A 26,634-nucleotide genomic window follows, 5' to 3' on the forward strand; every position below is an offset into this window, starting at 1 on the left:
GACAAGCCCGGGCATGACGACTGTGTGTGAGGCGCCACCTCGCTCATCTCACCACTCACTTCGCCGCTCGCACCTCAACCGCTCCCGTGCCGGTGCGGCCATAGCGCGAGGGGTTGTACATGTCCTCGACATAGGCCTGCGGCAGCACGTATTTGCCGGGCGAGACCGCGCGCACGATATAGGCGACGGTGAACACCGCCTTGGAGTCCGACGCACGGTCGACGGCCGCCGCGAAACGATCGTCGCGGAACTCGGTATCCTCAGGCTCCTCGCCGTCCTCGATCCAATCTAGCGTGCCGCTGTCACCCGACGACACCAGCTTCGGGTTGTCGATCTCAAGTCCCGCCGGCAGATAATCGGACACCATGATATGACCGTACTCAGGCTTCGCCTCGGTGATCTTCAACACCACGGCGAAGCGATCGTTCTGTTTCACCTTGCTGATGTCGGCGGGTTTGCCGTCGAGCGTGAAGTAATTCCGCTCGATCTTGAAGCCGGCCGAGGCCGCCGGCTCCGGTGTCACCGGCGAGCCCGAGACCGAGATCACCGCCTGGATCGGCGCATCGCCAGTGTTGGTGATCTTCAGCGGCTTGCCGCTCAGCGTATCCGCCTTGTAGCTGCGATAAAGCGCGGTCTTGACGGCCTGGCCGTCAACCTCGATCGAGAGGTTTTCCTTGGCGAGCGCCCGCGCCGCCAGCACCAGCCACGCGTTCTCCTGCGTCGAGGTATAGGGCGTCAGCCCGCGCGCGGTCTCCACCCGGCTCACCGCCTGCGTCAGCGTCGCCTTCGGCGCGTTGCCTTCGCTGGCGAGCGAGACCAGCGCCGCGGCATCGCGCAGCTGCGAGCCGTAGTCGGTGCGGCCGAACTCCAGCACCGGCTTCGGCGACAGGCTGTCGAGCGCAGCACCGTACACCCGTTCGGCGCGGTTGCGGTCGCCGACCAGCGCCAGCGCGGCCGCGAGCTGCGACTTCGCAATCGGAGTGGCGAGATTGCTCAGCTTGGTGTCGGCGAGATAGCGGAGATCGCCGATCGGCGCGGCACCGTTGCGGGCGAGCACATAGAGTCCGTAGGCGAGATCGCGGCCGCCGTCCTTCTCCGGCTCGTTGCCGTTGACGACCGAATTGCGAATGCGGTCGAGCGCGTTCTTGAACAGCACGTCCGGCACCACAAAGCCCTTTTCGCGGGCGCGGGTCAGGAAGTCCGTCACGTAGGCGTCGAGCCAGGCATCGTCGCCGCCGGCCGACCACAGGCCGAACGAGCCATTGGAGCCCTGTCGTGCCAGGAGCCGCTCGATCGCGTCGCGGATGCGCTGGTCGACCTCTGTGTCCATGGCGAGGTGCGCGCCTGCCGCGAGCTCGTTGACATAGAGCAGCGGCATGGCACGGCTCGTGATCTGCTCCGAGCAGCCATAGGGATAGCGATCGAGCGCTTTCAGGATCGTCGCCGCATCGAGCGCGGTGGACAGGCTCGCCGAGACCGAGACCGTGCCGGTACCCGGCACGAGATCGGAGAACATGTCCGAGGTCAGCGTCAGGCTCTCGCCCTTCGCCAGGGTGCGGATCGAGCGCCGCGCCAGCACCTGGGTCGCCGCCTCGACGTCGAACGCGTAGTGCCGCGCCAGCGCAAGGCCGTTCGGTCCCTTGATGTCGACGCCGAGGCTCGCCTGTCCCGCTGCGGTCGCGTCGAGCGCCAGCGAGAACGAGTTGCGCTGCTTGGCGGCGATCTTGACCGTAGTTGCGAGATTGCCTGATATCTTCACCGGGCCGCCCGTCTGGACGTTGATGACGTAGTCGCCGGCCTGGCCCTCGACATTGTCGATCTCGAGGTTGACCGTGCCGTGGTCGCCATTGAGCAGGAACCGCGGCAGGGTCGTGGTCAGCACCACGGGGTCGCGGATCACCACATCGGTGGTGGCGCGGCCGAGCTTCGTCGCGGTCCACGCCACCGCCATGACGCGCGCCGTGCCCGCGAACTCCGGAATATCGAAGCTCACCTCCGCGGTTCCGTCGGCGCCAACCGTCACGATACCCGAATAGAGCGCCAGCGGTTTTTGCGCGGGCGGTGAGCCCTGCAGCTCGGCCGCGCCGGCATCGCCGCCGGACTTGATCTGGCCGCGCGTGCCCGACATGCCATCGATCAGCTGTCCGTAGAGATCGCGGATCTCCGCGCTCAGGCGGCGCTGGCCGAGATAATAGTCGTCCGGCGCCGGCGGCTTGTAATTGGTGAGATTGAGGATGCCGACATCGACCGCGGCAATCACCACCTTGGCGTCCTCGCCCGGATTGAGCCCGTCGAGCTTGACCGGGATCTTCAAGGTTGAATTCGGCCGGATCAGCGCCGGCGGCGCCAGCTTGACCTCGAGCGTGCGGGTCTGCTTGTCGATGCCGAACCATTTCAAGCCAATCGCGCGGCCCGGCATGCGCTGGGCGGCTGCGTCGAGCGAACGGCGCAGCGTCGCTACCACATAGGCACCGGTGCCCCAATCCTTGCCGACCGGCAGCTTGACCTGCGCGGTGCCTTCCTTGACGTCGATGGTCTGCGTCGTCAGCAGGCGGTCGCCGAGCACATTGACAGTCAGCTTGCCGGCGGAGCGGACATTCACCGACACCGTCATGGTCTCGCCGGAGGCATATTGCGGCTTGTCGATCGAGGTCTCGAGCAGGTCCGGCGTGTCGGCGCTGCCCTCGGAGTACCAGCCGACGTCGAACTGCACCGAGGTGACCGGGCCGTCGGCGTCGTTCGACTTCACCTCGAGCCGGTAGCGGCCGGGCTGCGGGGCGAGCGAGATCCGCGCCGGCTTGTCGGCGGTAACCGTCACGTCGCCGTCAGCGACGCGCGAGGTCGACTTGACCGGCTCGTACTCCCAGTAATTGTTCTGGCGATACCATTGGTAGCGCGACTCCATTTTCAGGAGTTCGTAGCGCAGGCCGTCGCGGCGCAGCCGCTCGCCCTCGGGCGAGACGAACACGACGTCGAACTCGGCCTTGTCGCCCTCGGCGACGTTCTTGTCGCCAAACAGCGGCTTGATGCCGATCTGCGCCGCGGCGGCCGCGACCGGCAGCACCAGCTTGCGCTCGACGGCGCGCCCGCCGGTCTCGACCATGCGGACGAAGATCTGCGCCTCCTGCGGGCGCGTCGAGGCCGGCTGCTTGTCCAGCGTCACCGGGAAGGTGGCGACACCGTTGGCATCGGCCTCGGGCAAATTCTCCAGCGGCGTGCGCTCGTTCGAGGTGGTCTCCTCGTCGGCGACGCCGAACTGGTAGCCGGCAAAGCCCGGGCGCTCGCTCGCCGGTGCAATCTGCATGTCGCCTTCGAGCGCGAGGCCCGCGGCCGGCGCGCCATAGAGGAAATGGCCGTCCGCCTTCAGCTCCACAGGAGCATTAGCTTTGATCAGCTTGTCCTTGGTAGACAAATCGAATTCGATCCGATCGGGGACGTAATCCTCGACCATGAAGGTGGTCTCGCCGACCGACGATCCCTTCGGGTCGGTGAAGGCGCGCACCCGCCAGGTCCCGGTCGGCACCGCTGAATTGAGCGGCACGGACAGAGAGCGGCCGCCCGCGCCCTGGTCAGCGAGAACGGCGCGTCGGTATTCGACGCCATCTGGGCGCTCGACCACCAGGGTCAGCGGCCCGCCGTTGACGGCGTTGCCCTGCCCGTCGCGCAGCAGCGCGGTCAGATAAACGGTCTCGCTGGAGCGGTAGACGCCGCGCTCGGCGTAGACGAAGGCGTCGGCGCCGACAGGCACCGCGCGACCCGCAACGCCACGGTCGGACAGGTCGAAGGCCGAGGTCTTCAGGCTGAGGAAGGCATAGTCCGCCTTCTCGCCCGTAACGGTCAACAGCGCCGGCGACAGGCCGCCCTCGCCGCGCGCCAGCCCCGCCTCGAACAGCACGTGGCCGCTCTCGTCGGTCTTCCGCGTCGCCAAAATCTCGTTGTTGCGGGCGACCAGCCGCACCTCGGCCTTGCCGACGGGATCGGTCGAGGCCAGCGAATTCACGAACACATGGATGCCGTCATTGCCCGAATAGGCGGTCACACCGAGATCGGAGACGATGAACCACTGGGTGGCGAGCTGATAGTCGTCATCGGAGCCCGGCCCCTTGGCCGCGGCGGTCATCACGTAGACGCCGGGCTGGAGCTCGCCGAGCGCCTGGTCGACCGGGAATGCGGTGATGACGTCCTGGTTCAGGGTCATGGCGGTGGCGAGCTCGCCGGTCCAGACTTTCACGCCGCGCTCGTCGCCGAGATCGCGGAGCTGGTACTTCGACAGCGTCTTCTGGAAGTCGCTGTCCACCACCGTGTTGATCAGATTGCGGTCGCCGATCCGGAACACGTTGATGCTGACCGCGGGCGTGTTGACGCTGACCACGGGAATGCCACGCTGGCCGGTCCGCGGGAGCACATAGGCGCGGCTGGTGAAGCGCACGAACGGCTTGCGGTCGCGCACATAGACGTTGAACTCGGCCGATTTCAGCAGTCCCTCCTTCACCGTGGACGGTAGCCCGGCACGCAAATTGATGTTGTAGCGCTCGCCGTGCTTCAGCCCGTCGACGCAGAGCTGCTTGCCTTCGGCCGACAGCGCCGGCTTGTCCTGGCCGGCCAGCGCCAGGAATGGCGCAAAATCGGTGCGCTTGGCGAGCTCCTCCGAGAACTGGAAGCAGGCGCGCGGGCTCGCCGAATCCGAGTCCACGGTGTAGTCGAGCAACCGGAAGCCGTGCTCGTCGCGCATCTTCTCATATCGCCCGCGGACGTCGGCGACCTCGCGCAGGTCGAGCGACAGCCGCAGCGCGTCCAGCGCCGGCCGGAACAAATGTCTCTCGGCCAAGGCCTTGCCAAGCACGGCGAGCGCGTCGGCCTCCTCGCCCGGATTGCCGGCGCGCTGATAAGCGATGTAGGCGGCGGTCGAGGCGCGCTCCAAGAGGAAGGTCTGCTCGCTCGAGTTCTTCGGCCAGATTTGGAAGATCACCTTGGCGAGCCGCAGCCAGTTGCCGGCATCCTCAGGCGTGGTCGCCGCAATCTGGCCGAGCACCGAAAGGCCAGTGCGGTAGTCGTTGCGCCGGAAGGCGGCGTCGGCATCCGTCTTCAGCGTCGCATTGGTCTTGGCGACCGGCCCCGCCTCGCTCTTGATCTGCGCCTCCAGCTTGATCGCGGAATCGGCGAGATCGTCGCGCTTGAACGCCTTGTCGGCGGCTTGCGCCGCGCAAAGGCCGAACGCCAGCGCGGCGCAGATTGTGACGGCGCGAACCAGACCGATCATGATGGACTCCCGGGAAGCGCGGACGAACGCCGCGGCGGCAAAAGAAATGCGCGGAAAGGTGACGGACTCAAGGCGATGGAACCGAAGGTGGAAATCGTCGCATGCGCCATGACAAGGCAGGCCCAGAGGAGACCAGTCCAGACACCGCCGCGCACGCCGTCCTGATGGCGCAGCCACATCCGACCAGTCGACCGGCGGCCGTGTCCCGGAAGCTCCTCAGTGCTCGCGGCGATGTGAACCATCGTCCGCTGCGCTGCCGCTCAACCCGGCACCCTGACACCCCCACCGTTCCGCTTTGTCGCGGCAGCGAGGAAATCGGTTCGGTTCAGGCTTGGCGAAACGCCAGATTTTTCATATTGGCATGGTAGATGAACAGCCTGCCCCCAAACCGGGGCGGCTCAAGACGGTCCCGTAGCTCAACTGGATAGAGTAGCGGATTTCTACTCCGCGGGTTGCAGGTTCGAGTCCTGCCGGGATCGCCAGTCCAGAATTGTTCACCGGCCGGCCCTCCACCGGGCCAGCTCCGAATCCTCAGGCTCGGCCAAAGCCAACCTGGTGCGTCACCCACCACCGGGCAATCGCCGCTGCAAGCTCATTCCACAGCTCCGTCGGCAGGTCAGGCACCGCCACCCGGACGCTATATTCATCCGTCGTCGCGTTGTGGAACCACTCGGTCGCGGCGAAGTCGAAGCCGAAGCTGCCGGCGTGGCGGATGGGGTATCCCTCCCCTCTGAGATCGCGGCTCATCGCTTCGGCCACTTGGCGCGCGCCGGCCTCATCGAAGGCATGCTTGCCGCGGAGCGTCACGTAGAGGCCGTGGGTGAAATGGAGCTCGGCCGAGAGCGATCCGAGCTCGCGCGCGAAAAGGCGGGCCGCCGAACGACCATTGCGCAGGATGGCCGCAACGCGCCGCTTTGTTGACGCCCAATAGGCCGGGCTGCCCACGAACGGGGGAAAATGCGCCGGCAGCGCCGCGCCGCCAAGAAGACGCACCGCATCGCGCGTCTCCGCCGCGAGCCGCTCGGCCGTCAAGCCCCGCACCTCGGCGCCCTCGCGTCCAGCGACGAAAACCGCCGAACCAAGCCGGCCATATTCCACACCGAGCGAATCCAGCTTGGTATGACTCCGCACCATCACGACCGGGATTTGATATCGCCGCGCCCAGCGCAGCACGCGCCGGATGCGGCCCGATCGGCCGGCAAAACACGTCGTGTCGAAGATCAGCAGATCGAGCCCCTCACCATCGCAGCGCAGGGCGGCTTCGAAGGTGCCGGCGGATATGCAGGAATCCAGCAGGAGAATGCGCGGCGAGCCGTCCGGAGCCGACGCATCCGCCAGCGGCAGCCTCAGCGTCACAAGCCGCAAATGCGGGACAAAGCGCTCGATCAGCTCCAGCGTCTCGCCGTAGGACCCCGACAGCACCACGATGTCGCCCTTGGCGAGGAGCCTTGCCGAGGCAAGCAGCAGCGCCGAGATCGCGGCCATGCCGGAGGCGGTGTAGATGGCCTCACTGGTGCAGCCACGCCCGGGCTCATAGAACGAGGGTCCGCTCACCCTCAGATCCGCGCGCTGGTAGTCGTAGCTGAACGTAAAGGGCCCGCTGGCCGGACAGGCTGTGGCCGACCAGGAGGTCTCGGTCGCCTTCCAGTCCTGGAGTTCATGCTCGGCGCGCAGCGCGGCAGTCAGCCGGAATTTCGTCTCGATGACCTCGTCCACCGAGCGCGGACAGGGCAAGTCTGCCGGGTTTCTCAGGCAGCCATTCAGCAGCCTGATCTCCTCATGCTTGCGCCCCAGATAGGCCTCGATGGTCTCCATGCGGCTCTTGATGCGCCTCTCGGCAAATACGCTCCTTCATCAACGTCCGGCGCGCGTCTGAGGTCCAGGACGCCTGCTTGCAACGAACACACGCCTGCGCCGTTGAAGACGGAGCAAAGGAGGACAAGATGTCTCAGATCAAGGAACACATGAAAATCATCGGCAAGGACGGCGCCCATGTCGGCACTGTCGATCGCGTCGAGAACAACCGGATCAAGCTGACGCGGAAGGACAGCCCGGAAGGTCACAAGGACCATCATCATTACATCGACATGAAATATGTTGGTGCGGTCGAGGGCGATGTCGTCAAGCTCTCGGTCAATGCCGATGCGGTGCCTAAGGCGGAAGCCGCATGAGACGAAAGCCCCTTCGGGGGCTTTTTGTTTGTTCACGGTCCGACTCCGCTTCGTTCGCAAAGTACGAATCGCGACCGCAAAAATCAGCATCTCGCAAATCTTAAGATCGGATTGCCAGGCGCTGATTGCTCATGCGGACGCGGCCACGAGCACCGGCCGCAACCGGTAGGCATCGATCGCTGCGTTCGACAGCAGCAGTCTGCGTCGCTCGCCGCGCAGCATCATGCGATCGATCTTGTTCAGGATGAAGCGGGCCGAATCCTGGTGCTCGCCGGTGAGCAGGCCTGACTGCTCGAGATATCTCCAGGCGATCTCGAAGGACTGTGCACGCAACTGAAGGTCGGTCATAGCCGGCCAACGTCGGCGCGGAACGGATGTTCCTGTATCGAGCGCGCCTCGCGGCAGGCCGACAACGCAACAATGTGAGACAATTATTGGCGAGAGATCGCGGAACGAGATCGCAACTACAGCGTTAATTGGCAACTACAGCGTTAATTGCAGAAATCAAGTGGTGCCGACTTGCCAGCCCCGGTCGGCCCCGAAAAACCCCGTGCTTGTCCCCCGAGCACGGGGTTTTTCTCGTCCAAATGCGATCAGTCTCGCTCTTCGTCGCGGCGATCGCGGGCGAGCTGGTGCCAGGCCAAAGCGAGCTGGATCAGGCGTTGCCGGTCGTCGCCTTCGGAGGCGGCGGCCCGCTTCATCGCGGCCTCGGCTTCGTGCCGCGGATCGTAGTTGGTGCACATGCGGCGGGACCCTAGCCGACCGATCTGGACAGGCGCATGGCAATTTCGTCCGTATCATTGCGGGTTGACGGCCCCTCGCCCGGAGTCGCCCGGGAGCGGTCTCGATCGCTTGAAGCGTGCGCTGATTGGGAAGCCGTGGCCGCGCATCATCCGGACCGATCTGTGAATTGCGTCACAGCCTGCCCCCGACAACTCCGCTAAACAGCGCTTTGACGCTTCCAGGAGCGCAAGAAGGCAGGGGTGGTGTTTTCCGTCATGACACAAGAAACAGCAACCGAGGCCGAAGTCCCGACACTGCGACAGCGATCGGACCTGTTCGGCATCGCCTATCTCGGGACCATCGGCATCGTGATGCTGGCCTGGATCGCCAGCCTCGTCTGGGGCGCGATGGCGTTCTTCACCTGGCTGGTGTCTTGAGGCGGCGTTCTCAAGCGCGATGAGATTTGGTTGAATCGCCGTCGCGATTCAGGTTGTTGTTGGTGCGTGATCTTTCCGGAAAACCGCTTCGCACTTTGCAATCGCGCGGCCCTTCGGGTCCGGATCATGCTCTAGAACAGCCAGTGCGCCACCTGCGCCAGCTTGATCCCGCCGCACACGATCATGGCCCATAGTGCCAGGCTGATCTGGATTGCATCCAGCATGTCCCACATCCCCGCGAATCATCTCCCGACTCTTTTCTTTGAGAATGCGCGAAGCGGCGGCGCGCGCCAGTGCTATTTTGGGGCAGTTGTTGTGCGCCGCCAAACCGGCGCCGACCGGCGCTGCGGGTAATCCCAAAACAAAAGAGGCGGGCCTTAAGCCCGCCTCTTCGCTTCAAAGCTCGCTTGAGCCGTCAGTAACACGCGCGGGGATCGGCCTGCACGTATTGCCCGTTCGGATAACGGTAATAGCAATTGCCCTGGGCCAGATAATAGCCGGGGCGCGAGGCCTCCGTTGCACCAGCGATCGCGCCGGTGGCGCCGCCGATCACGGCACCTGCGGCCGCGCCCGTTGCGTTGCCCGAGATCAGGCCGCCGAGCACCCCGCCGACAATGGCACCGCCCAGCGCGCTCGCGCCGGGATCGGCCGGCGGTGGAGGCGGAGGCGGCGGTTCATAGGCGACCGGCGGCGGGGCATAGGCCACCGGCACGTCGTCGTAATACTCCTCCGAAATGTAGCCGGGCGGACCGGCCATCCGCTGCGGATAATAATACCAGACGCCGCCGATGTCCCACCACCAGCCGGAGCGGCCGTTGTGGACTTCATGACGCCAGCGCCCGCCTTCCCAGGCGAGATTGCCGCGATAGGCGTGTCCGCCCCAGTCGCGCGCCGGTGCAGGGCCGTGGGCGTAGTTGCGGCCGGGCGGCGGGCCGTCGGCATGGTGCGGGCCAGGACCCGGACCTGCATGACCGGGCTGCGGCGCGGGCCGGGCCGCCTGCTGCGGCGGCGGGCCCTTCCGCATATTCTGGTTGTTCTGGGGCGGCGCGCCTGCGCCAGCCGGCGGCTGGCCAAAACCCTTCGGGGGCCCCGCGTCCTGCGCCTGCGCCGGGAGCGCGACCAATGACACGGCCGAAACCAAGGGAATGATGATCTTCATGCGGCTGGACGCACTCATGCGTGCTCGACCCCCTGCTCTCTCGATTGCCATGGTCCGCGGCGATAGCCGATTCGGCTCGCGCCGGGCTGATGCCGGCCGACATAACTGACCTGCTTTGGCAGGCCAAGTCCCGTTACAAATGTTTAAGATCAGGGCGATTTTTCGGCTGGAGCGGGCCGCGCCGGAGCGCTTCTAGCGGGCCGGCTCGATCACATTGCAATTGGTCCGTCCGGACATCAGGCAGTCCTGCATCTTGCTGGCCGCAGTGAGATCGCGGGCGAGCCACCAGCCGATTCCGAGGATGAGAAGCGCAATGATCAACCCCGCGATCGCGCCGCGGCGGCTGTCGCCGGACTGGGGTTTTGGCGGGGATTTGGGCTTGTCGCCCGGGGCGGGCTTGGACATTTGCGCTTGGATGTGGCTGACCGATCACAGAGGCGGGCCGGCTTTATCACCTCTGCGGCGTGGCGTCACATCCCGTCCTCAGCCTCGGGTTGGCCGGATCGCATCCTTGCGCGAGGTTTCGACCGCCGGGTTTGCCCGCGGCGCGCAGGTCGTCAGCACGAACGCAGTCTGGGTGCACTCCCAGCCGGCGCCCAGAACGGCGCTGTCGATCGTTTGTGGAAGGGCAAGCAGGACCGCGGCGCCGGTGACGGCCGCCAACGCGAAGGCAATTGCGAGTGCCCTCAGGCTCAATCTGGAGATCGTCATGCCCGTGCTCCGTCTGGTACCGGGCCGGACGCTAGGCGCCGCTCGGTGTCGTCCCTATGAGGGACATCACAATTCGGCAGTTTTTCCGGGCTACGAGAGATCGTCGGGGGAGGCGATTTCGTTGACCTGATCGGCTGCGATTATGGGTGGCTTCGCGACGCGCGCCGATGTACACGCTTCTGCGTCGCGTGGCGCCTGCTATGCCCAGCCGACGTACCAACAGGCAGCGATGTAGGATCGAAAGCGAGGAAGACAAGGTTCGTCGATGAGTGGATTCAGGGAACCCGGCTTCTCCGACCGGCAAAAGGCCGCGCAGGAAGCCCGCAAAAATCTTTTGAAGAAGTTCAAGTCGCAGCCCGGGCCCGATGATCCCGCGGTCGCGGCGAAGCGTGCCGAGCGCGAGGCGCTCGCCGCCAAGCGCGCCGAGGCCAAGGCCGCGCGCGAAGCCGAAAAGGCCGAGCAGAAGCGTCTTGCGGAAGAAGCTGCGGCCGCGGAGGCTGCGCGGCTTGCGCGCGAGGCAGAGGAAGCCGCCGAAAAGGCAGCCGCACTCGAGGCCGAGCAGAAGGCCAAGCGCGACGCGCGCTATGCGGCCCGCAAGGCCAAGCGCAAGTAACGCTCGCAAGTCACGTTCAGTTGAATTTGAACTGAGATATCACGCTTTCGGGCGGTCCACGTGACCGCCCCGAATTTTCGCGGGCCCTTGTCCTGGCCGGACGCTCCGGTTGACGGCGGAAGATCAGTTCTTCTTCATCATCCCGTCGTCTTTCTTCATCCCGTCCTTGGACATATGGCCCTTCTTCATGCCGTCGTCCTTGGACATGGTGTCCTTCTTCATGCCGTCCTTCGACATGGTGTCCTTCTTCATCATGCCGTCGTCCTTGCCCATCTTGTCTTGAGCAAAGGCGGCCGGCGACAGCGCAAGGCCGAGCGAGAGAGCGGCAGCCGAGATGCCGAGCGCGATGCGGGTGCGAATGGTCATGGGTCATCTTCCTTCGAGGTGATGTTGGCCAGCGACGGATGCCGCTACCTGGAGTTCGACGGATCACGGCCCACGCCTGTTACGTGACGCCGCTAATTATTTTGGCGAACGCCAGAGCTGGTCGCGGGGAGCGATCGGTCCGACACAATTTCGCCCGCGTGACCCCAGCTAGTGCCGCCGACGGCTCAAGGGTGAGTGTGCGGCGCAGCAATGGCCGCGACTTGCCGCCGCATTCGGTCTCGAACTATCAGACTAGAGAATATCGGGTCGAAGACCGGCTAGGATGGGCCCTGAAGCCGGCCTCTCAAGACCCGATCACGTCAAGCAAGAACCGTCCAAAGGGATAAATCCATGTTCACGCGTCGTCACCTGCTCGCGACTGCCGTCGCTGCACCCGCCATTCTCCGCTTCAGTACAGGTACCGCGCACGCCGCGACCACGCTGAAGATCTCGCACCAATTCCCGGGCGGCACCATCGACAAGGGCGACTTCCGCGACCGGCTCTGCCGCATGTTCGCCGCCGAGGTCAGCAAGCGCAGCAACGGCGACATCGCCGCGGAGATCTATCCGAACTCTTCCCTGATCAAGACCAACGCGCAGTTCTCCGCGATGCGCAAGGGCGCGCTCGACATCTCGCTCTATCCGATGCCCTACGCCGGCGGCGAGCTGCCGGAGACAAATATCGGCCTGATGCCCGGCCTCGTGACCACCTACGACCAGGGCATGCGCTGGAAGAAAGAGCCGGTCGGCAAGGCGCTGACCGACTTCCTTGCCGACAAGGGCATCATCCTGCTCACCTGGGTCTGGCAGGCCGGCGGCGTCGCCAGCCGGTCCAAGCCGATCGTCGCCCCCGAAGATGCCAAGGGCATGAAGGTGCGCGGCGGCTCGCGCGAGATGGACATGGTCCTCCAGACCGCCGGTGCCTCGGTGCTGTCGGTACCCTCGAACGAAATCTACGCGGCGATGCAGACCGGTGCCTGCGATGCCGGCATCACCTCCTCGACCAGTTTGATCTCGTTCCGCCTCGAGGAGGTCGCGAAAGCGCTGACCTCGGGTGCCGGCGCCTCTTACTGGTTCATGCTCGAGCCGCTGATGATGTCGAAGGCGATCTTCGACAAGTTGCCGAAGAACCATCAGGACATCCTGCTTGCGGTCGGCACCGAGCTGGAGGCCTTCGGCCGCAAGGGCGCGCAGGACGACGATGTCGAGGTCGCCAAGGTCTACGAGAAGGCCGGCGCCAAGGTTTCCGCGCTCGACGCCGCCACCGTCGGCAAGTGGCGCGACATCGCCCGCGACACCGCCTGGAAGGATTACGGCGCCAAGACCGCGACCGCGGCGAACCTCTTGAAGCTCGCCTCCGACGTCGCGGCATGAGCCACGGTCCGCTTCCGGATCGAGACACCCCGAACAGCGCCGCCGCAGCCACAGGCCCTGCGGCGGCGCTCGATCGCGGTCTCGCCATCCTCAACGGCATCATCGTCGTGTTCGCCGCGATTGCGCTGGTCGCGGCCTGCGCCATCCTGAGCTACAGCGTGCTCAGCCGGGCGCTGTTCAAGGCCGCCAATTACTGGCAGGACGAAGCCGCAGTGTTCCTGCTGGTCGGCGCGACCTTCATGACGGCGGCCTATGTGCAGCAGAACCGCGGCCATATCGGCATCGAAGCCTTTGTCGGCCTGCTGTCGCCGCTCGCCAACAAGATCCGCCTCTGGCTGGTCGATGCCGCAACATTCCTATTCTGCGCCTTCTTCGCCTGGAAATCCTGGACGCTCGCGCACGAAGCCTATGTCGACGGCCAGGTCTCGAACTCGATGTGGTCGCCGCCGCTCGCCATTCCCTATTCACTGATGGCGCTCGGCATGAGCCTGCTCTGCGTCCAGATCCTCGTGCAGCTTGCGCTGCCTTTCGCCGGAGCCAGGCGTTCATGAGCGTGTTCGGTATCGGCCTTGCCTACGGCATCGCCACGCTGGTCGTGATGTTTTCGGGCATGCCCATCGCGTTTGCGCTCGGCGCGGTCGCATTGGTGTTCATGGGCATCTACATGCCCTCAGCCTCGCTCGATACGGTGACGCAGAACGTCTACGAGGAGATGGCCTCGATCACGCTTCTGTCGATTCCGCTCTTCATCCTGAAGGGCGCCGCGATCGGCAAGTCGCGCGCCGGCGAGGATCTCTATTCGGCCCTGCATGCCTGGCTGCACCGTGTGCCCGGGGGCCTCGGCGTTGCCAACGTGTTCGCCTGCGCGCTATTCGCGGCGATGGCGGGCTCGAGCCCGGCGACCTGCTCGGCGATCGGCTCGGCCGGCATTCCCGAGATGCGCAAGCGCGGCTATTCCGGCGGCTTTGCCGCTGGGATCATCGCGGCCGGCGGCACGCTCGGCATCCTGCTGCCGCCCTCGATCACCATGATCCTGTTTGCGGTCGCAGCCGAAAAATCGCTCGGGCGGCTGTTCCTCGCCGGCATCGGCCCTGGCCTGCTGCTGGTCTCGCTGTTCGGCTCTTATGCCGTGATCCGCTTCCGCCAGGAATACAAGGCGGCCGAACGGGTCTACAAGAATGGCGGCCCGGAGGCGGCGATCCTCGCACGGGACGAATACACGCTCGCCGAACGCTTCAGCGTGCTGCCGCGGGTGATCCCCTTCGTGCTGCTGCTCACCGGCGTCATGATCGCGCTTTATGGCGGCTACGCCACGCCGTCGGAAACTGCCGGTCTCGGCGGCCTGCTCGCGCTGGCGCTGATCGCGGCGATCTACAGCGTGTGGCGGCCGAGCGACCTCGCGCCGATCATGAAGTCGACGGTCCGGGAATCCACCATGCTGATGATGATCATCGGCATGTCGCTGCTCTATTCCTACGTGATGAGCTATCTGCACATCTCGCAGTCGGCTGCCGAATCCATCGTCGCAATGCACCTGCCGCGCTGGGAGCTGCTGTTCGCCATCCTGGTCATGGTCGTCGTGCTCGGCTTCTTCCTGCCGCCGGTCTCGATCATCCTGATGACCGCGCCGATCATCCTGCCGCCGCTGCGCGCGGCGAACTTCGACATCATCTGGTTCGGCGTGGTCATGACCATCGTGATGGAGATGGGCCTGATCCATCCCCCCGTCGGCCTCAACATCTTCGTCATCCGCAACGTCGCGCCAGACATTCCCCTCAGCGAGGTGATCTGGGGCACGCTGCCCTTCGTGCTGCTGATGATGCTCGCGGTGCTGCTGCTCTGCTTCGTGCCGGAGATCTCGACCGCGCTGCCGGATATCGTGATGGGGCCGGACGGGAGCAGGTGATGTCTCTCCACCGTCATTGCGAGGAGCCCTTGCGACGAAGCAATCCGGTCTCTTCCGCGGAGGGGCCCTGGATTGCTTCGTTAGGCTCGCAATGACGGAGAATTAGGAAGCCGCTCGCTTCTTTTTCGCATTCAACGCGGACGCCACGCGGCTCACCGGCGGCTTGCCCAGCACATTGCTCATCGCGTTCGTGGCCGCCAGCAACTTCTCCATATCGATCCCGGTCTTCACGCCCATCCCCTCCAGCATGTAGACGACATCCTCGGTCGCGACATTGCCGGTGGCGCCGGGCGCATAGGGACAGCCGCCGAGGCCGCCGGCGGCGGCATCGATGACGCGCACGCCCTCCTCCATTCCGGCGTAGAGGTTGGCGAGCGCCTGGCCGTAGGTGTCGTGGAAATGCATCGCCAGTTTTGCTGGCGGCATGTTGGCGCTGACCGCGCGCAGCATCTCCTTGGCCTTGGCCGGCGTGCCCACGCCGATGGTGTCGCCGAGCGAGATCTCGTAGCAACCGAGCTCCGACAGCGTGCGCGCGAGATCGGCCACTGCCTTCGGCTTGACCTCGCCGTCGAACGGACAGCCCAGCACGCAGGAGACATAGCCGCGCACCTTCACGCCGTCGTCCCTGGCGCGCGCCAGCACCGGCTTGAACCGCTCGATGGACTCCGCGACGGTGCAGTTGATGTTGGCGCGCGAAAAGCCTTCGGAGGCTGCAGCGAACACCGAGACCACTTTGGCGCCGGCGGCGCGCGCGGCGTCGTAACCTTTCTCGTTCGGCACCAGCACGTGAAATTCGGCGCCCTTGATATGGGCAACCCCGCGCAGCACGGCATCCGAGCTGGCCATCTGCGGGATCGCCCTGGGCGAGACGAAGGCGCCGACCTCGACGGTATCGAGCCCGGCGGCAACCAGCGCCTCGATGAAGGCAATGCGGGCCGCGACGCTGACGGGCGTCTTCTCGTTCTGGAGGCCATCGCGCGGCCCCATTTCGATGATGCGGACGGGATCGCTCATGTCATTCCCCTGAAGGCTCAACTACAGCAAGCTCCACGCCTTCCTGCACGATGTCGCCGACCTTGCATTTGATCGATGTCAGCACACCGGCATAGGGCGCACGCAGCGTCTGCTCCATTTTCATCACCTCCAGCGTCAGGATCGCAGCGCCCTTGTCGAGCTGCGCGCCCTCCTCTGCCAGCACGGCAACGACCGTGCCCGGCAACGGTGCCGCGATCTTGTCCTCGCCGACATGCTCCTCACTCTCGCCGCCGAACGGATCGACCCAATGCAGGTCGAAGCGGCCATTGCGCGTGCGCAAATACAACTCATGCCCGTCGATCACGGCCGCAACCTGTGATTTGACGCCATCCAGCGTCAGGTCGAAGCCGCCTTCTTTCGCCGCGATCGCGAACGCCAGTTCGCGCTCGCCGATCACCAAGGTCGATGGCCCACCGCCATAGTTCAGCGCGATCTTGTGCTCCGGCCCGTGACCAACACCGTGGCCGACGCGGAAGGCAAAGCTGCGCCGGCGGCGACCGACCGGCTGCCAGCCGAAGGTCTGCCACGGCGAATTCGCCTCGCTTTGCGAAGCTCGCCGCTCGTCGTTGACGATCGCGGCGACCGCGGCGCAGAGCTCGAGCTCGCCGGGCGTCGGCGCAGCCTCTGTCAGCACCGCCAGCTCGCGCTCGATGAAGCCGGTGTCGATCGCATTGGTCCGCACTTTTGGGTGCGTCATCAGCGCCGACAGGAACGGGATGTTGGTGACGATGCCGCGAACGTCGGACTCTTCCAGGGCGCGGTTCAGCCGCTCGATCGCGACGTCTCGCGTCGGTGCCCACGCGATCATCTTGGCGAGCATGGCGTCGTAATACGGCGAGACGGTATCACCTTCGCCGTAGCCGGCATCGATGCGCAGGCCACCCGTCTCGGCAGGCAGGCGCCACGTGGAAATCCGTCCGACCGAGGGCATAAAATTCTTGGTCGGGTTCTCGGCATAGACGCGCGCCTCAACCGCGTGGCCGTTGAGCTTGATCTCGTCCTGTTTCAGCGGCAGTGCCTCGCCGAACGCCACGCGCAGCTGCCACTCGACGAGATCGATTCCCGTGATCAGCTCAGTGACGGGATGCTCGACCTGAAGGCGCGTGTTCATCTCGATGAAGAACACGTCCTTGCCGTCGGAGACGAACTCGATGGTGCCGGCGCCGACATAGTTCACCGCGCCCGCCGCTTTTCGTGCGGCGGCGCAGACCGTTTCGCGCTGGGCGGGATTGAGGGTCGGCGACGGCGCTTCCTCGATCACCTTCTGGTGCCGCCGCTGCAAGGTGCATTCGCGCTCGAACAGCGACAGCAGATTGCCGTGGCTATCGCCGATGATCTGCACCTCGATGTGCCGGGGATTGTCGACATATTTCTCGATCAGCATGCGGTCGTGGCCGAACGCCGCTTTTGCTTCGCGCTTGGCGCTGACGATGGCAGGCCCCAATTCAGCCGCCGAGCGCACGATGCGCATGCCGCGGCCGCCGCCGCCGGCCGAGGCCTTTACGAGCACCGGGAAACCGACCTTCTCGGCCGCCTTCGCCAGCGTCGCATCATCCTGGGCTTCGCCGTGATAGCCGGGCACCAGCGGCACGCCGGCCTTTTCCATCAGCGCCTTCGAGCCGGACTTCGAGCCCATCGCCGTCATCATCGCGGCGGTCGGGCCGACGAAGACGAGACCCGCATCGTAGCAGGCCTGCGCGAATTCGGCATTCTCGGACAGGAAGCCGTAGCCCGGATGCACGGCTTCCGCGCCGGTCTTGCGCGCGGCCTCGATCAGCCGCTCGACATTGAGATAGCTTTCGCGGGCGCGTGCGGGCCCGAGCAGCACGGCCTCATCCGCGAGCGCGACATGCATCGCGTCGCGGTCGGCCTCGGAATAGACCGCGACCGTGCGCAGGCCCATGGCGCGGGTGGTGCGGATGACGCGGCAGGCGATCTCGCCGCGGTTGGCAATCAGGAGCGTGCGAAAACGGCGGTAGAGCTTTGAGCGGTCCATCGCATCACATCCTGAACAGGCCGAATTTCGTGGGCTCGATCGGCGCATTCGACGCCGCCGAGAGGCCGAGCCCTAGCACGAGCCGCGTGTCCGCAGGATCAATCACGCCGTCGTCCCACAGACGCGCGGTCGCATAGTACGGATGCCCCTGGCTCTCATATTGCACGCGAATCGGCTCGCGGAATTTGTCTTCCTCCTCCTTCGACCAGCTGTCTCCCTTGGCCTCGATATTGTCACGCCGGACCTGGCTCAGCACCATCGAGGCCTGCTCGCCGCCCATCACCGAGATGCGCGCATTCGGCCACATCCACAGGAACCGCGGCGCGTAGGCGCGCCCGCACATGCCGTAATTGCCGGCGCCGTAGGAGCCGCCGATCACCACGGTGAATTTCGGCACCGAGGCGGTCGCAACCGCGGTGACCAGCTTGGCGCCGTCGCGCGCGATGCCGCCGGCTTCGTACTTCTTGCCGACCATGAAGCCGGTGATGTTCTGCAAGAACACCAGCGGGATGCCGCGCTGGCAGCACAGCTCGATGAAATGCGCGCCCTTCAGTGAACTTTCACTGAAGAGAATGCCGTTGTTGGCGATGATGCCGACCGGATAGCCCCAGATGTGGGCAAAGCCGCACACCAGCGTCGTGCCGTACAGCTTCTTGAACTCGTCGAACTCGGAGCCGTCGACCACGCGGGCAATGATGTCGCGGACGTCGAACGGCTTGCGGCCGTCGACCGGCACCACGCCGTAAATCTCCTCCGCCGCAAATAGCGGCTCGCGCGGCTTGTGCATGTTGAGATTCGGCCGCACAGAGGGCTTCAGCGTGCCGACGATGCGCCGGGCGATGCCGATCGCATGGGCATCGTTCTGAGCGTAATGATCCGTCACGCCAGACTGGCGCGAATGCACGTCGGCACCGCCGAGCTCTTCGGCGCTGACGACTTCGCCCGTCGCAGCCTTCACCAGCGGTGGACCGCCGAGGAAGATGGTGCCCTGGTTGCGCACGATGATGCTCTCGTCCGACATCGCCGGCACATAGGCACCGCCGGCGGTGCAGGAGCCCATCACGATCGCGATCTGCGGAATGCCCTGTGACGACATCTGCGCCTGGTTGTAGAAGATGCGGCCAAAGTGCCGCTCGTCCGGAAAGATCTCGTCCTGGAGCGGCAGGAAGGCGCCGCCGGAATCCACCATGTAGACGCAGGGCAGATTGTTCTGCCGCGCGATGTCCTGCGCGCGCAGATGTTTCTTCACGGTCATAGGGTAGTAGGTGCCGCCCTTGATGGTGGCGTCATTCGCTACGATCACGCATTCGCGGCCGGCGATGCGCCCGACGCCAGTGACGACGCTCGCCGAATGCACGTCGCCGCCATAGAGACCGTAGGCCGCGAGCGGCGACAGCTCCAGGAACGAGGTGCCGGGATCGACCAGCAGGTCGACCCGTTCGCGCGCCAGCATCTTGCCGCGCGCGGTGTGACGGTTGCGCGAGGGCTCGCCGCCGCCGCCGGCGACCTGGTTCAGCTTCTCGCGCAAGTCGGCGACGAGGGCGCGCATGGCGTCGGAATTGCGCGCAAAATCTGATGACGATGGATCGATGCTGGAATGGAGCGGCATGTGGATTCCAATGCGGTGATGGTTTTAAGCTGTCTCGGCCATCAGCTCGCGGCCGATCAGCATGCGGCGCACTTCGGACGTGCCCGCGCCGATCTCGTACAGCTTGGCGTCGCGCCAGAGCCGTCCGACCGGAAATTCGGATGTATAGCCGACGCCGCCGAGCGCCTGGATCGCCTCGCCCGCCATCCACGTCGCCTTTTCCGCAGAATAGAGAATCGCGGCGGCCGCGTCCTTGCGCAGGCTGCGCGCGTGGTCGGCGCGGTCGCAGGCGCGGCCCACCGCATAGACATAGGCGCGCGTCGCCTGCCAGGTCGAATACATGTCGGCGAGCTTGCCCTGCATCAGCTGGAAATCGCCGATCGGCTGGCCGAACTGCTTTCGTTCGTGCACGTAGGGCACCACCGCGTCCATGCACGCCGCCATGATGCCGAGCGGGCCGCCCGACAGCACCGCGCGCTCATAATCGAGGCCGGACATCAGCACCTTGACGCCCTCGCCAATGCCGCCAAGCACGTTCTCCTCGGGCACCTCGCACTCGTCGAAGAACAGCGGATAGGTGTTGGAGCCGCGCATCCCGAGCTTGTCGAGATGCTGGCCATGCGTGAAGCCCTTGAATCCCTTCTCGATCAGGAAGGCGGTCATGCCGCGCGGGCCAGCCTCAGGATCGGTCTTGGCGTAGACCACCAGCACGTCGGCATCGCCGCCATTGGTGATCCACATTTTCGAGCCGTTCAGCACGTAGCGATCGCCGCGCTTGTCGGCGCGCAGCTTCATCGAGACGACGTCGGAGCCGGCGCCGGGCTCGGACATCGCGAGCGCGCCGACATACTCGCCGGAGATCAGCTTCGGCAGATAGCGTTCGCGTTGCGCGTCGGTGCCGTTGCGGCGGATCTGGTTGACGCAGAGATTGGAATGCGCGCCGTAGGACAGGCCGACCGCGGCCGAGCCGCGCGAAATCTCCTCCATGGCGACAATGTGGGCGAGATAGCCCATGTTGGAGCCGCCATACTGCTCCGGCGCGGTCATGCCGAGCAGGCCGAGGTCGCCAAACCGCTTCCACAGGTCGGCCGGGAACAGGTTTGCTTTTTCGACCTCGGCGGCACGCGGCGCCACCTCCGCCTCCACGAAAGCGCGCACGGTGTCGCGCAGCATGCTGATGTCTTCGCCCAGATCGAAGTCGATGCTCGGGATGTTCAAGGCGGTTCCTCCGTCTTCTTGTCGAGCCCGAACCTATCCCCGCCCGGGCGCCGCTTCGGTCGAAAAGGTTGCATTTTCTGCCAAGTTTGGCGAGGATTTTTGATGCCTTTTCAAGCCGCGACCGCGACCCCCCGCCGCGCCATGACGCCCGCCGCCTTCGTCCGGGGCGTGGTCGCCGCCTATCGCGGCTATGGGCGGGATCCGACGGAGGCCCTGGGCAAAGGACAGGTCACCGACGACCTGGTTCGATCCAGTGACGGGCGGGTCACGGCGGCCCAGTTCGAAGCGCTGGCGGGTCACGCCATGCGCGAGCTCGATGACGAGGCGCTCGGCTGGTTCTCGCGCCGGCTGCCGTGGGGCACCTATGGCATGCTGTGCCGTGCCTCGATCACGGCGCCCAATCTCGAGGTCGCACTGAAGCGCTGGTGCCGGCATCACCGCCTGCTCACCGACGACGTCCTGTTCGAGCTCTCGGCCAGTAACGAGACCGCGGCCATCTCCATCCGCGAGCAGCGCGACCTTGGCCCCTTGCGCGAATTCTGCCTCGTCACCCTGCTCCGCTATGTCCTCGGCTTCTCCTGCTGGGCGATCGATTCCGCGATCGCGTTGGGCGCCGCCGAGTTTCCTTACTCCCAACCCGGTCACGTCTCGGTCTATCCGACCATCTTCTGCCGGACCTTGAGCTTCGATGCGGATGTTGCTCGCATTGTATTCGACAAGCACTACCTTTCGCTGCCGCTGACGCGCAGCGCCGCCGATCTCGACAGCATGCTCAAGGGCGCGCTGCGGCTGACCGTGCTGCCGTACCGGCCCTATCGCCGCGATCGGCTCCTGGTCGAGCGTGTCCGGCGCGTACTGCGCGAGGCGCGCGGACGCAGCCTCGGCGCGGAGGATATCGCAAGCGAGCTTGCGCTTTCAACGCGCACCATGCATCGGCGCCTGCGCGAGGAGTCCACCTCGCTGCGCGCTCTCAAGGAAGAGGCGAAGTTCGAACTGGCTAAACAGGAATTGATGCGTGGCCGAGTGCCGATCAAGCGGATCGCGGAGATTGCGGGCTTCCGCAACGAGAAGAGTTTCTCCCGCGCCTTCCGCAGCTGGAGCGGCGCCAGCCCGCGCGAGTTTCGCAGCCGCTATCGGTGATGCCTGCGGGCGCACCGTCGTCTGACCGTCGTAAACTTGTGGCCCCCGAGATGACTCTCGGGGGCCACAAAGCTTTCGAAACCGGCCTCGGGATTCAGGCGTTAGTTCGAGTTGGTCTGGCCGCCCGGGCGAAGCTTGCCGCGCGAGTGTGTCTGCTTCGGCTGGTAGGCCAGCGCATCGTTCGAGGTCTTGGCACCACCGCTCTGCGAGCACGTGCCGCCGATGCCGCCGGCCGCCTGACGGCAGGCTTCCATGGTCGGATAGCCGCAGCCGTGCGCGGCCTGGGCGCCGTTGGTGATGCAGTATTCTTCCGCCTGTGCGGCGGGGGCGGTCATCATGAGAAACGCGGATGCAAACAACGTCGCAGCGGATGCGACGAACGTCTTCGAGGTCAAGGTCATGGTGTCTTTTCCTAGCTCAGGGTCCCACAAAAGAGTCCCCGGCACGCTGGGCACGCCGAGGTTCACATCTGGCGATCTATGCGCCGGGCGGCGTCCCGCAATCACGGCTCAGCGCATTGCAACTATTCCCCAATCACCTTTCACAAATAGGTGAGTTACTAAGCTTTTATGACGTTACCCGAATCGCTCGGTCAGCATGCCGGACGTCGAATTTTCCGATTGTCAGTAGGCGTCCCCCTACCCTGCCGTCGCAGTCACGATCTCCTGTACCGGCAGCGGTACGTCCTTGGCGACGCCCAGCACCGGGAAGCTGCGGACGTTCTTCACGTCAGGCATCGCAGCGAAATGCAGCAGCTGCTGGCGCATGCTCTCGACGCTCGGCGCGACGCATTTCAAGAGATAGTCGGTATCACCCGAGATGCGCCAACACTGCTGGATGCGCGGGATCGCGGCGATCGAGCTCTCGAACGCCTCCAGTACCGGCTGGGCCTGGCTGCCGAGCTGGATCGAGACGAACGACACCACCTCGAAACCGAGCAGCCGCTCGTCGATGACCGCGCGCACCGCCCGGATCACGCCGCGGCTGAACAGCGATTTCAGCCGCCGCAGGCAGTTCGGCGCGGACACGCCGACGCGCAGCGCCAGCTCGTTGTTGCGGACACGCCCGTCCTGCTGCATCTCGGAGAGTATCTTTAAGTCGACGCCGTCGAGCTGGTCACGCACCGCCATCCCCCACCTCGTCATGGTCGTGTCATGCGCGGCAGCGAAGCACGCGGCGAAGTGGCTGCCAACCGCCCTTGGGCTCCTGGGACCATGGCAGACGAGGGAAAGCGTGGCGGGAAGCTTGCCTGCGGCCATCCTTCGAGACGCCCGGCTCCGGCGGGCCCTCAGGATGAGGTCGCGTTTTCGGCGAGACATTAGACCCTCATGGTGAGGAGCCCCAAAGCGGGCGTCTCGAACCATGCAGGCCGAGCTGGTGCGTCAACCTCCTACCGTCAATTGCGCCGCTCTCACAACGCAAATGCCCCCCCGGGCGAGCCCGGGCATGACGAGCTCTTGGAGGGAAATGCCCTCAATGCGTCCAGGGCTCGCCGCGACGGAACGAGAAATTGTCGGCATAGGCGACCGGACGGCGGATCGAATCCTGCGGCTCGATCACCTGGTAGGCGATGCCCTTGCGCTCGCAATAGGCGACTGCCTCTTCCTTGGTGTGGAAACGCAGCGTGATCTGCTGCTTCATGTCGCCGGACGAGGTCCAGCCCATCAGCGGCTCGACCGACCGCGGCTGCTCGGGCTCGAAGTCCAGCTGCCATTCCATGGTCTTGGACCGGCCGGATTGCATCGCGTTCTTGGCGGGCTTGAAAATGCGTGCGGTCATGGTCGGTCCGGGCCTCTTGGTCTTTTCGTTCGATTTCGATGCGTCACGGTAGCGGTTGGTGGAAACCGCGGGCATAGTATAGAGAGACACCTTTGGGAACTAATCGGTGATTCCGGCCCCTTGGGTCCCCTTCACCGAGGGGTATAGTCATTATGCTGCACCGTGACAATTGCGTCCCCGCCGTCCGCCCCGGGATCCCGCCCGGCGGCATCTCCCTGCCGGCCTGTGCGTATCCGTCCCTTCCGAGAGCTTCCGTCGCATGGCCTTCCTGAACGTCAACGCCACGCTGCCCGAGAAAGGCCGCGACCTCCGGCTCGACCTGTTTCGCGGCGTCGCGAACTGGGCGATCTTCCTCGACCACATCCCCGACAACGTCGTGAACTGGGTCACGACGCGCAATTACGGCTTTTCCGACGCTGCCGACCTGTTCGTCTTCATCTCCGGCTACACCGCGTCCTTCGTCTATGCGCGGATGATGCTGGAGCGCGGCTTCATCGTCGGTGCCACCCGCCTGACCAAGCGGGTCTGGCAGCTCTACGTCGCCCACATCATCCTGTTCGTGATCTATATCGCCTCAATCAGCTATCTGGCGCTGCGCTTCGGCGATTCCGAGATGATCAACGAGTTCAACGTCGCCGGCCTCGTCGACAACGCCACCGAGACGCTGCGCCAGGGCCTGTTCCTGCGCTTCAAGCCGCTCAATCTCGACGTGCTGCCGCTCTATATCGTGCTGATGGGACTGTTTCCGCCGGTGCTATGGTTCATGCTGCGCAAGCCTGACCTGACGATGGTGCTCTCCATCGTCCTGTGGCTGACCGCGCGCCACTTCGGCTGGAATCTGAACGCCTATCCGGCCGGTCAGTGGTACTTCAACCCCTATTGCTGGCAGGTGCTGTTCGTGTTCGGCGCCTGGTGCGCCATGGGCGGCGCGCGTCGCTCGGGCTGGCTGATCAACTCGCAGATCACGCTGTGGCTCTGCCTTTTCTATCTCGCCTTCGCGCTGGTCATGACCATGGCCGGCCGCTTCCCGACCCTCGGCGGCATGTTTCCCGAATGGCTGTTCTCGGCCTTCAACCCGAATGACAAGACCAACCTTGCGCCCTATCGCTTCATCCACTTCGTCGTGATCGTGATCCTGGTGATCCGCTTCGTGCCGAAGGAATGGCCGGGCTTGGAATGGAAGGTGTTCGATCCGATCATCGTCTGCGGGCAGCAATCGCTCGCCGTGTTCTGCGTCGGCGTGTTCCTGTCCTTTGTCGGCCATTTCGAACTATCGATGAGCTCGGGCTCGCTGTTCGCGCAGCTCTTTGTCAGCATCGCCGGCATCGCGATCATGACGACGGTGGCTTATTACATCTCGTGGTCGAAGAAGCAGGACAAGCCGCTGAAGCCGCCGCCGGCCAAGCCTGCGGCCGCCGCGCCAGCAAAGGCCGCCTGAGCCGCGGCGGCGATACCGCGCCTGATGGCGGCTGCTCAGGCCGCCTCTTCGCTGTCGAACTCGGTGAACTTCTTGTAAATCCAGTCGCGGCCATCGTGGCGGCGCCAGACCTTGCCGTAGACGAGATGCCCGTTGATCGAGCGGCGCGGCACGATCACGGTCCAGAGGTGCCAGATCTCGGTCCAGCTCGACTGCGAACCGACGGTTCGGACGTTGCGATCGAAAGACATGATGAGAAACTCACAGGATACGCGCGCCGCGACCAACTGTGATCCTGTGTGAGCACCCGTTACAGGCAGCCCGTCGCGAGCCGGGACCGATCTGATAACGATCACCAGCGCGGCCGCAACAGCCGCTCTGTCTTAACCTAACCGGTCAACCTTACTTGTCGTGCATGGCCGGCCGGACCGGTTGAAAGCCGATATCGATTCTTCTAGAAGTGCAGGCGCGATTTGAGAATGAGCGCGCCGTCTTGGACGCGTGACGATTTTGCACCGACGTCGAATTTTGCGAGCAGTGGAATTTTGAAAACAATTGACCGGCTGGGGCGACCGCGATGAATTTGCAATGTGCATGTCTGCGCCTGGCGCTGCGCTCGACGCCGCCCGTGCCACTCGTCAGGATACCCGTCGAGCAGCCGCCGAAGGCTGCCAACGACAACCAGATGGCTTGGCCGTTCCTGCCGTTTCCGCTCGGCTGGTACGCCTGGAACTGATCGCTAAAGCGCATCATCGCACTGTAGGTCGTTGTTTGAGCATGATCACCTTCGAAAGCCGCTGCGCACCTTGCGCTCGCGCGGTCCCTTCGGGTCCGGATCATGCTTCAAAAAGCGCAACGCCGCGCAAGCGGAGTATCATCGCTTGGCGGCGTCCGTTTAGGCATTGGGCGCTGAAATTCCCAACACCTGTATGTCTATGGCGACGAGCAAAGGTTCGACGAAGCTTCGGTAATTGTGCGCCGCTCCACCACGTCGCAACGCCCTGAAAGAACCCGCAGAAGTCGCCCGGCGGAGGACAAGCGCGCAACCGAACAACGGCGTGCCAGAGTCACGTCAGAATCATTGGGAAAAAGTTTAGGAACTCAACGGCGGGACTGGTCGGGGCAGCTGGATTCGAACCAACGACCTGCAGTACCCAAAACTGCCGCGCTACCAGGCTGCGCTATACCCCGAATGTCCGGCGAACCCTGTCGATACACGCTTCCCAAGTCGCCATCAAGCTTACTAACGGGCGCCAGCAAGGCTGGCAACGCCCTCCGCCGGCCGGTCCTATTTGCTGCCGAACAGCGGATGACCGACGCGGTCGCCGGGCCGGATACCGTATTTCTGTGCCGTTCCCGCCACCACCTCCAGCACGGCGCGCGCCGGGCCCCCCGACGAGATGATCTTGGTCGACAGCGGCTCGGTGTTCTCGGCGATGCGCAGGATGCGGCCGTCGGCGCGGATGAAGATCATATCGAGCGGAACATAGGTGTTCTTCATCCACATCGACACCTCCTGCTCGGGATTGAAGTCGAACAGCATGCCTTTGCCGTCGGCCAGCTCCTTGCGGTACATCAGGCCGGTCTGCTTCTCCTCCTCGGTCGTCGCCATCTCGACCGAGAACACCTGCACGCCGTTCTTGGTGACGATCTCGAGCGGCTGGAAGCTGGCGGCGTTGGCGATGGCAACACCGGCGACGACGAGGATGGCGGCAAGCCAGCCCATGGCGATCGATCCGGC

26 protein-coding genes and 2 tRNA genes are annotated in these 26,634 nt (G+C 64.9%); 10 read left to right on the forward strand and 18 right to left on the reverse strand.

All coding sequences use genetic code 11. From position 1 onward, the window contains the following. Positions 1-55: 55 nt before the first annotated feature. Positions 56-5,260: an alpha-2-macroglobulin family protein gene (locus JJB99_RS19985; protein WP_200494050.1), complete on the reverse strand. Its 5,205-nt coding sequence runs from the start codon at positions 5,258-5,260 to the stop codon at positions 56-58. Positions 5,261-5,665: 405 nt separating this feature from the next. Here JJB99_RS19985 and JJB99_RS19990 point away from each other — a divergent pair. Then, positions 5,666-5,742 (forward strand) — tRNA-Arg (locus tag JJB99_RS19990). 49 nt (positions 5,743-5,791) lie between these two features. Here JJB99_RS19990 and JJB99_RS19995 read toward each other — a convergent pair. Then, entirely contained in the window at positions 5,792-7,075 is a 1,284-nt protein-coding gene (locus JJB99_RS19995; protein WP_200494051.1) for a hypothetical protein, read from the reverse strand. Between the two features lie 128 nt (positions 7,076-7,203). Here JJB99_RS19995 and JJB99_RS20000 point away from each other — a divergent pair, with 128 nt between their 5' ends. Continuing rightward, positions 7,204-7,431: a DUF2171 domain-containing protein gene (locus JJB99_RS20000; RefSeq protein ID WP_200494052.1), complete on the forward strand. Its 228-nt coding sequence runs from the start codon at positions 7,204-7,206 to the stop codon at positions 7,429-7,431. 129 nt (positions 7,432-7,560) lie between these two features. Here the strand turns inward: JJB99_RS20000 and JJB99_RS20005 are convergent, their stop codons facing one another. Both JJB99_RS20005 and JJB99_RS20010 read right to left on the reverse strand, forming a co-directional pair. Next, positions 7,561-7,779 carry a hypothetical protein gene (locus JJB99_RS20005; protein WP_200494053.1) on the reverse strand — a complete coding sequence of 73 codons (219 nt, stop codon included), beginning with the start codon at positions 7,777-7,779 and terminating at the stop codon, positions 7,561-7,563. A 245-nt stretch (positions 7,780-8,024) separates the two neighbouring features. After that, a complete protein-coding gene (locus JJB99_RS20010) occupies positions 8,025-8,174 on the reverse strand; it encodes a hypothetical protein (protein ID WP_200494054.1) in 150 nt (49 codons plus the stop codon). Between the two features lie 255 nt (positions 8,175-8,429). Between JJB99_RS20010 and JJB99_RS20015 the strand changes: the two genes are divergently transcribed. Next, positions 8,430-8,591 carry a hypothetical protein gene (locus tag JJB99_RS20015; protein WP_200494055.1) on the forward strand — a complete coding sequence of 54 codons (162 nt, stop codon included), beginning with the start codon at positions 8,430-8,432 and terminating at the stop codon, positions 8,589-8,591. Between the two features lie 415 nt (positions 8,592-9,006). Here JJB99_RS20015 and JJB99_RS20020 read toward each other — a convergent pair whose 3' ends face one another. From JJB99_RS20020 to JJB99_RS20030, 3 genes are all read right to left on the reverse strand, one after another. Further along, positions 9,007-9,768, reverse strand: a complete 762-nt coding sequence (locus tag JJB99_RS20020) for a hypothetical protein (RefSeq protein WP_200494056.1) — start codon at positions 9,766-9,768, stop codon at positions 9,007-9,009. A gap of 174 nt (positions 9,769-9,942) precedes the next feature. Continuing rightward, positions 9,943-10,155: a hypothetical protein gene (locus JJB99_RS20025; protein ID WP_200494057.1), complete on the reverse strand. Its 213-nt coding sequence runs from the start codon at positions 10,153-10,155 to the stop codon at positions 9,943-9,945. Between the two features lie 78 nt (positions 10,156-10,233). Beyond that, positions 10,234-10,461: a hypothetical protein gene (locus tag JJB99_RS20030; RefSeq protein WP_200494058.1), complete on the reverse strand. Its 228-nt coding sequence runs from the start codon at positions 10,459-10,461 to the stop codon at positions 10,234-10,236. A gap of 265 nt (positions 10,462-10,726) precedes the next feature. On the opposite strand from JJB99_RS20030, the gene JJB99_RS20035 reads away from it, so the two are divergent. Further along, positions 10,727-11,074, forward strand: a complete 348-nt coding sequence (locus JJB99_RS20035; protein WP_200494059.1) for a DUF6481 family protein — start codon at positions 10,727-10,729, stop codon at positions 11,072-11,074. A 123-nt stretch (positions 11,075-11,197) separates the two neighbouring features. Here the strand turns inward: JJB99_RS20035 and JJB99_RS20040 are convergent, their stop codons facing one another. Continuing rightward, positions 11,198-11,440, reverse strand: a complete 243-nt coding sequence (locus tag JJB99_RS20040) for a pentapeptide MXKDX repeat protein (protein ID WP_200494060.1) — start codon at positions 11,438-11,440, stop codon at positions 11,198-11,200. A 351-nt stretch (positions 11,441-11,791) separates the two neighbouring features. On the opposite strand from JJB99_RS20040, the gene dctP reads away from it, so the two are divergent. Genes dctP through JJB99_RS20055 form a run of 3 tightly spaced genes read left to right on the forward strand, consistent with a single transcriptional unit; the run spans position 11,792 to position 14,720 of the window. After that, positions 11,792-12,814 carry a TRAP transporter substrate-binding protein gene (dctP, locus tag JJB99_RS20045; protein ID WP_200494061.1) on the forward strand — a complete coding sequence of 341 codons (1,023 nt, stop codon included), beginning with the start codon at positions 11,792-11,794 and terminating at the stop codon, positions 12,812-12,814. Beyond that, complete coding sequence (locus JJB99_RS20050; RefSeq protein ID WP_200494062.1) at positions 12,811-13,365, forward strand: TRAP transporter small permease; 555 nt, start codon at positions 12,811-12,813, stop codon at positions 13,363-13,365. Before dctP ends, JJB99_RS20050 begins: the two co-directional genes overlap by 4 nt. Then, positions 13,362-14,720: a TRAP transporter large permease gene (locus JJB99_RS20055; RefSeq protein WP_200494063.1), complete on the forward strand. Its 1,359-nt coding sequence runs from the start codon at positions 13,362-13,364 to the stop codon at positions 14,718-14,720. The genes JJB99_RS20050 and JJB99_RS20055 overlap by 4 nt, the downstream gene beginning before the upstream one ends. A gap of 102 nt (positions 14,721-14,822) precedes the next feature. Here JJB99_RS20055 and JJB99_RS20060 read toward each other — a convergent pair whose 3' ends face one another. Genes JJB99_RS20060 through JJB99_RS20075 form a run of 4 tightly spaced genes read right to left on the reverse strand, consistent with a single transcriptional unit; the run spans position 14,823 to position 20,512 of the window. Further along, positions 14,823-15,734: a hydroxymethylglutaryl-CoA lyase gene (locus JJB99_RS20060; protein WP_200494064.1), complete on the reverse strand. Its 912-nt coding sequence runs from the start codon at positions 15,732-15,734 to the stop codon at positions 14,823-14,825. Between the two features lies 1 nt (position 15,735). Further along, positions 15,736-17,751: an acetyl/propionyl/methylcrotonyl-CoA carboxylase subunit alpha gene (locus tag JJB99_RS20065; protein WP_200494065.1), complete on the reverse strand. Its 2,016-nt coding sequence runs from the start codon at positions 17,749-17,751 to the stop codon at positions 15,736-15,738. Between the two features lie 4 nt (positions 17,752-17,755). Beyond that, on the reverse strand, positions 17,756-19,360 hold the full coding sequence (locus JJB99_RS20070) for a carboxyl transferase domain-containing protein (protein ID WP_200494066.1): 1,605 nt from the start codon (positions 19,358-19,360) through the stop codon (positions 17,756-17,758). Between the two features lie 24 nt (positions 19,361-19,384). After that, complete coding sequence (locus JJB99_RS20075) at positions 19,385-20,512, reverse strand: isovaleryl-CoA dehydrogenase (RefSeq protein WP_283816043.1); 1,128 nt, start codon at positions 20,510-20,512, stop codon at positions 19,385-19,387. A gap of 147 nt (positions 20,513-20,659) precedes the next feature. Here JJB99_RS20075 and JJB99_RS20080 point away from each other — a divergent pair, with 147 nt between their 5' ends. Then, a complete protein-coding gene (locus JJB99_RS20080) occupies positions 20,660-21,697 on the forward strand; it encodes an AraC family transcriptional regulator (RefSeq protein ID WP_200494068.1) in 1,038 nt (345 codons plus the stop codon). 101 nt (positions 21,698-21,798) lie between these two features. On the opposite strand, the gene JJB99_RS20085 is transcribed toward JJB99_RS20080, so the two are convergent. The 3 genes from JJB99_RS20085 to JJB99_RS20095 form a co-directional block, all read right to left on the reverse strand. Further along, entirely contained in the window at positions 21,799-22,098 is a 300-nt protein-coding gene (locus JJB99_RS20085; RefSeq protein ID WP_200494069.1) for a DUF3551 domain-containing protein, read from the reverse strand. Positions 22,099-22,335: 237 nt separating this feature from the next. Continuing rightward, positions 22,336-22,827: an Lrp/AsnC family transcriptional regulator gene (locus JJB99_RS20090; protein ID WP_200494070.1), complete on the reverse strand. Its 492-nt coding sequence runs from the start codon at positions 22,825-22,827 to the stop codon at positions 22,336-22,338. A 343-nt stretch (positions 22,828-23,170) separates the two neighbouring features. Continuing rightward, positions 23,171-23,476 carry an ETC complex I subunit gene (locus JJB99_RS20095; protein ID WP_200494071.1) on the reverse strand — a complete coding sequence of 102 codons (306 nt, stop codon included), beginning with the start codon at positions 23,474-23,476 and terminating at the stop codon, positions 23,171-23,173. A gap of 259 nt (positions 23,477-23,735) precedes the next feature. Between JJB99_RS20095 and JJB99_RS20100 the strand changes: the two genes are divergently transcribed. Next, positions 23,736-24,914 carry an OpgC domain-containing protein gene (locus tag JJB99_RS20100; RefSeq protein ID WP_200494072.1) on the forward strand — a complete coding sequence of 393 codons (1,179 nt, stop codon included), beginning with the start codon at positions 23,736-23,738 and terminating at the stop codon, positions 24,912-24,914. Between the two features lie 35 nt (positions 24,915-24,949). On the opposite strand, the gene JJB99_RS20105 is transcribed toward JJB99_RS20100, so the two are convergent. Further along, positions 24,950-25,144, reverse strand: coding sequence for a hypothetical protein (locus JJB99_RS20105; RefSeq protein ID WP_200494073.1), 195 nt, complete (start codon positions 25,142-25,144; stop codon positions 24,950-24,952). A 326-nt stretch (positions 25,145-25,470) separates the two neighbouring features. Between JJB99_RS20105 and JJB99_RS20110 the strand changes: the two genes are divergently transcribed. After that, positions 25,471-25,629: a hypothetical protein gene (locus JJB99_RS20110; protein ID WP_200494074.1), complete on the forward strand. Its 159-nt coding sequence runs from the start codon at positions 25,471-25,473 to the stop codon at positions 25,627-25,629. Between the two features lie 378 nt (positions 25,630-26,007). Here JJB99_RS20110 and JJB99_RS20115 read toward each other — a convergent pair. Together JJB99_RS20115 and JJB99_RS20120 are read right to left on the reverse strand one after the other, a co-directional pair. Beyond that, a tRNA-Pro gene (locus JJB99_RS20115) sits at positions 26,008-26,084 on the reverse strand. A gap of 97 nt (positions 26,085-26,181) precedes the next feature. Continuing rightward, positions 26,182-26,619: a DUF192 domain-containing protein gene (locus JJB99_RS20120; protein ID WP_433995790.1), complete on the reverse strand. Its 438-nt coding sequence runs from the start codon at positions 26,617-26,619 to the stop codon at positions 26,182-26,184. Between the last annotated feature and the right edge of the window lie 15 nt (positions 26,620-26,634).

The sequence above is a fragment of the Bradyrhizobium diazoefficiens genome (genome assembly GCF_016616235.1).
GTDB classification, from domain to species: Bacteria; Pseudomonadota; Alphaproteobacteria; order Rhizobiales; family Xanthobacteraceae; genus Bradyrhizobium; species Bradyrhizobium diazoefficiens_H.

Bases quoted from the DNA above. Each gene is read 5' to 3' on its own strand.
- JJB99_RS20020 (WP_200494056.1), bottom strand. From the start codon at position 9,768: ATGAGTGCGTCCAGCCGCATGAAGATCATCATTCCCTTGGTTTCGGCC.
- JJB99_RS20005 (WP_200494053.1), bottom strand. From the start codon at position 7,779: ATGACCGACCTTCAGTTGCGTGCACAGTCCTTCGAGATCGCCTGGAGA.
- JJB99_RS20035 (WP_200494059.1), top strand. From the start codon at position 10,727: ATGAGTGGATTCAGGGAACCCGGCTTCTCCGACCGGCAAAAGGCCGCG.
- JJB99_RS20095 (WP_200494071.1), bottom strand. From the start codon at position 23,476: ATGACCGCACGCATTTTCAAGCCCGCCAAGAACGCGATGCAATCCGGC.
- JJB99_RS20120 (WP_433995790.1), bottom strand. From the start codon at position 26,619: ATGGGCTGGCTTGCCGCCATCCTCGTCGTCGCCGGTGTTGCCATCGCC.
- JJB99_RS20055 (WP_200494063.1), top strand. From the start codon at position 13,362: ATGAGCGTGTTCGGTATCGGCCTTGCCTACGGCATCGCCACGCTGGTC.
- JJB99_RS20070 (WP_200494066.1), bottom strand. From the start codon at position 19,360: ATGCCGCTCCATTCCAGCATCGATCCATCGTCATCAGATTTTGCGCGC.
- JJB99_RS20015 (WP_200494055.1), top strand. From the start codon at position 8,430: ATGACACAAGAAACAGCAACCGAGGCCGAAGTCCCGACACTGCGACAG.
- JJB99_RS20110 (WP_200494074.1), top strand. From the start codon at position 25,471: ATGAATTTGCAATGTGCATGTCTGCGCCTGGCGCTGCGCTCGACGCCG.
- JJB99_RS20090 (WP_200494070.1), bottom strand. From the start codon at position 22,827: ATGGCGGTGCGTGACCAGCTCGACGGCGTCGACTTAAAGATACTCTCC.
- JJB99_RS20030 (WP_200494058.1), bottom strand. From the start codon at position 10,461: ATGACGATCTCCAGATTGAGCCTGAGGGCACTCGCAATTGCCTTCGCG.
- JJB99_RS19995 (WP_200494051.1), bottom strand. From the start codon at position 7,075: ATGGAGACCATCGAGGCCTATCTGGGGCGCAAGCATGAGGAGATCAGG.
- JJB99_RS20100 (WP_200494072.1), top strand. From the start codon at position 23,736: ATGGCCTTCCTGAACGTCAACGCCACGCTGCCCGAGAAAGGCCGCGAC.
- JJB99_RS20080 (WP_200494068.1), top strand. From the start codon at position 20,660: ATGCCTTTTCAAGCCGCGACCGCGACCCCCCGCCGCGCCATGACGCCC.
- JJB99_RS20075 (WP_283816043.1), bottom strand. From the start codon at position 20,512: ATGCTGCGCGACACCGTGCGCGCTTTCGTGGAGGCGGAGGTGGCGCCG.
- JJB99_RS20050 (WP_200494062.1), top strand. From the start codon at position 12,811: ATGAGCCACGGTCCGCTTCCGGATCGAGACACCCCGAACAGCGCCGCC.
- JJB99_RS20010 (WP_200494054.1), bottom strand. From the start codon at position 8,174: ATGTGCACCAACTACGATCCGCGGCACGAAGCCGAGGCCGCGATGAAG.
- JJB99_RS20000 (WP_200494052.1), top strand. From the start codon at position 7,204: ATGTCTCAGATCAAGGAACACATGAAAATCATCGGCAAGGACGGCGCC.
- JJB99_RS20065 (WP_200494065.1), bottom strand. From the start codon at position 17,751: ATGGACCGCTCAAAGCTCTACCGCCGTTTTCGCACGCTCCTGATTGCC.
- JJB99_RS20060 (WP_200494064.1), bottom strand. From the start codon at position 15,734: ATGAGCGATCCCGTCCGCATCATCGAAATGGGGCCGCGCGATGGCCTC.
- JJB99_RS19985 (WP_200494050.1), bottom strand. From the start codon at position 5,260: ATGATCGGTCTGGTTCGCGCCGTCACAATCTGCGCCGCGCTGGCGTTC.
- JJB99_RS20040 (WP_200494060.1), bottom strand. From the start codon at position 11,440: ATGACCATTCGCACCCGCATCGCGCTCGGCATCTCGGCTGCCGCTCTC.
- JJB99_RS20085 (WP_200494069.1), bottom strand. From the start codon at position 22,098: ATGACCTTGACCTCGAAGACGTTCGTCGCATCCGCTGCGACGTTGTTT.
- JJB99_RS20025 (WP_200494057.1), bottom strand. From the start codon at position 10,155: ATGTCCAAGCCCGCCCCGGGCGACAAGCCCAAATCCCCGCCAAAACCC.
- dctP (WP_200494061.1), top strand. From the start codon at position 11,792: ATGTTCACGCGTCGTCACCTGCTCGCGACTGCCGTCGCTGCACCCGCC.
- JJB99_RS20105 (WP_200494073.1), bottom strand. From the start codon at position 25,144: ATGTCTTTCGATCGCAACGTCCGAACCGTCGGTTCGCAGTCGAGCTGG.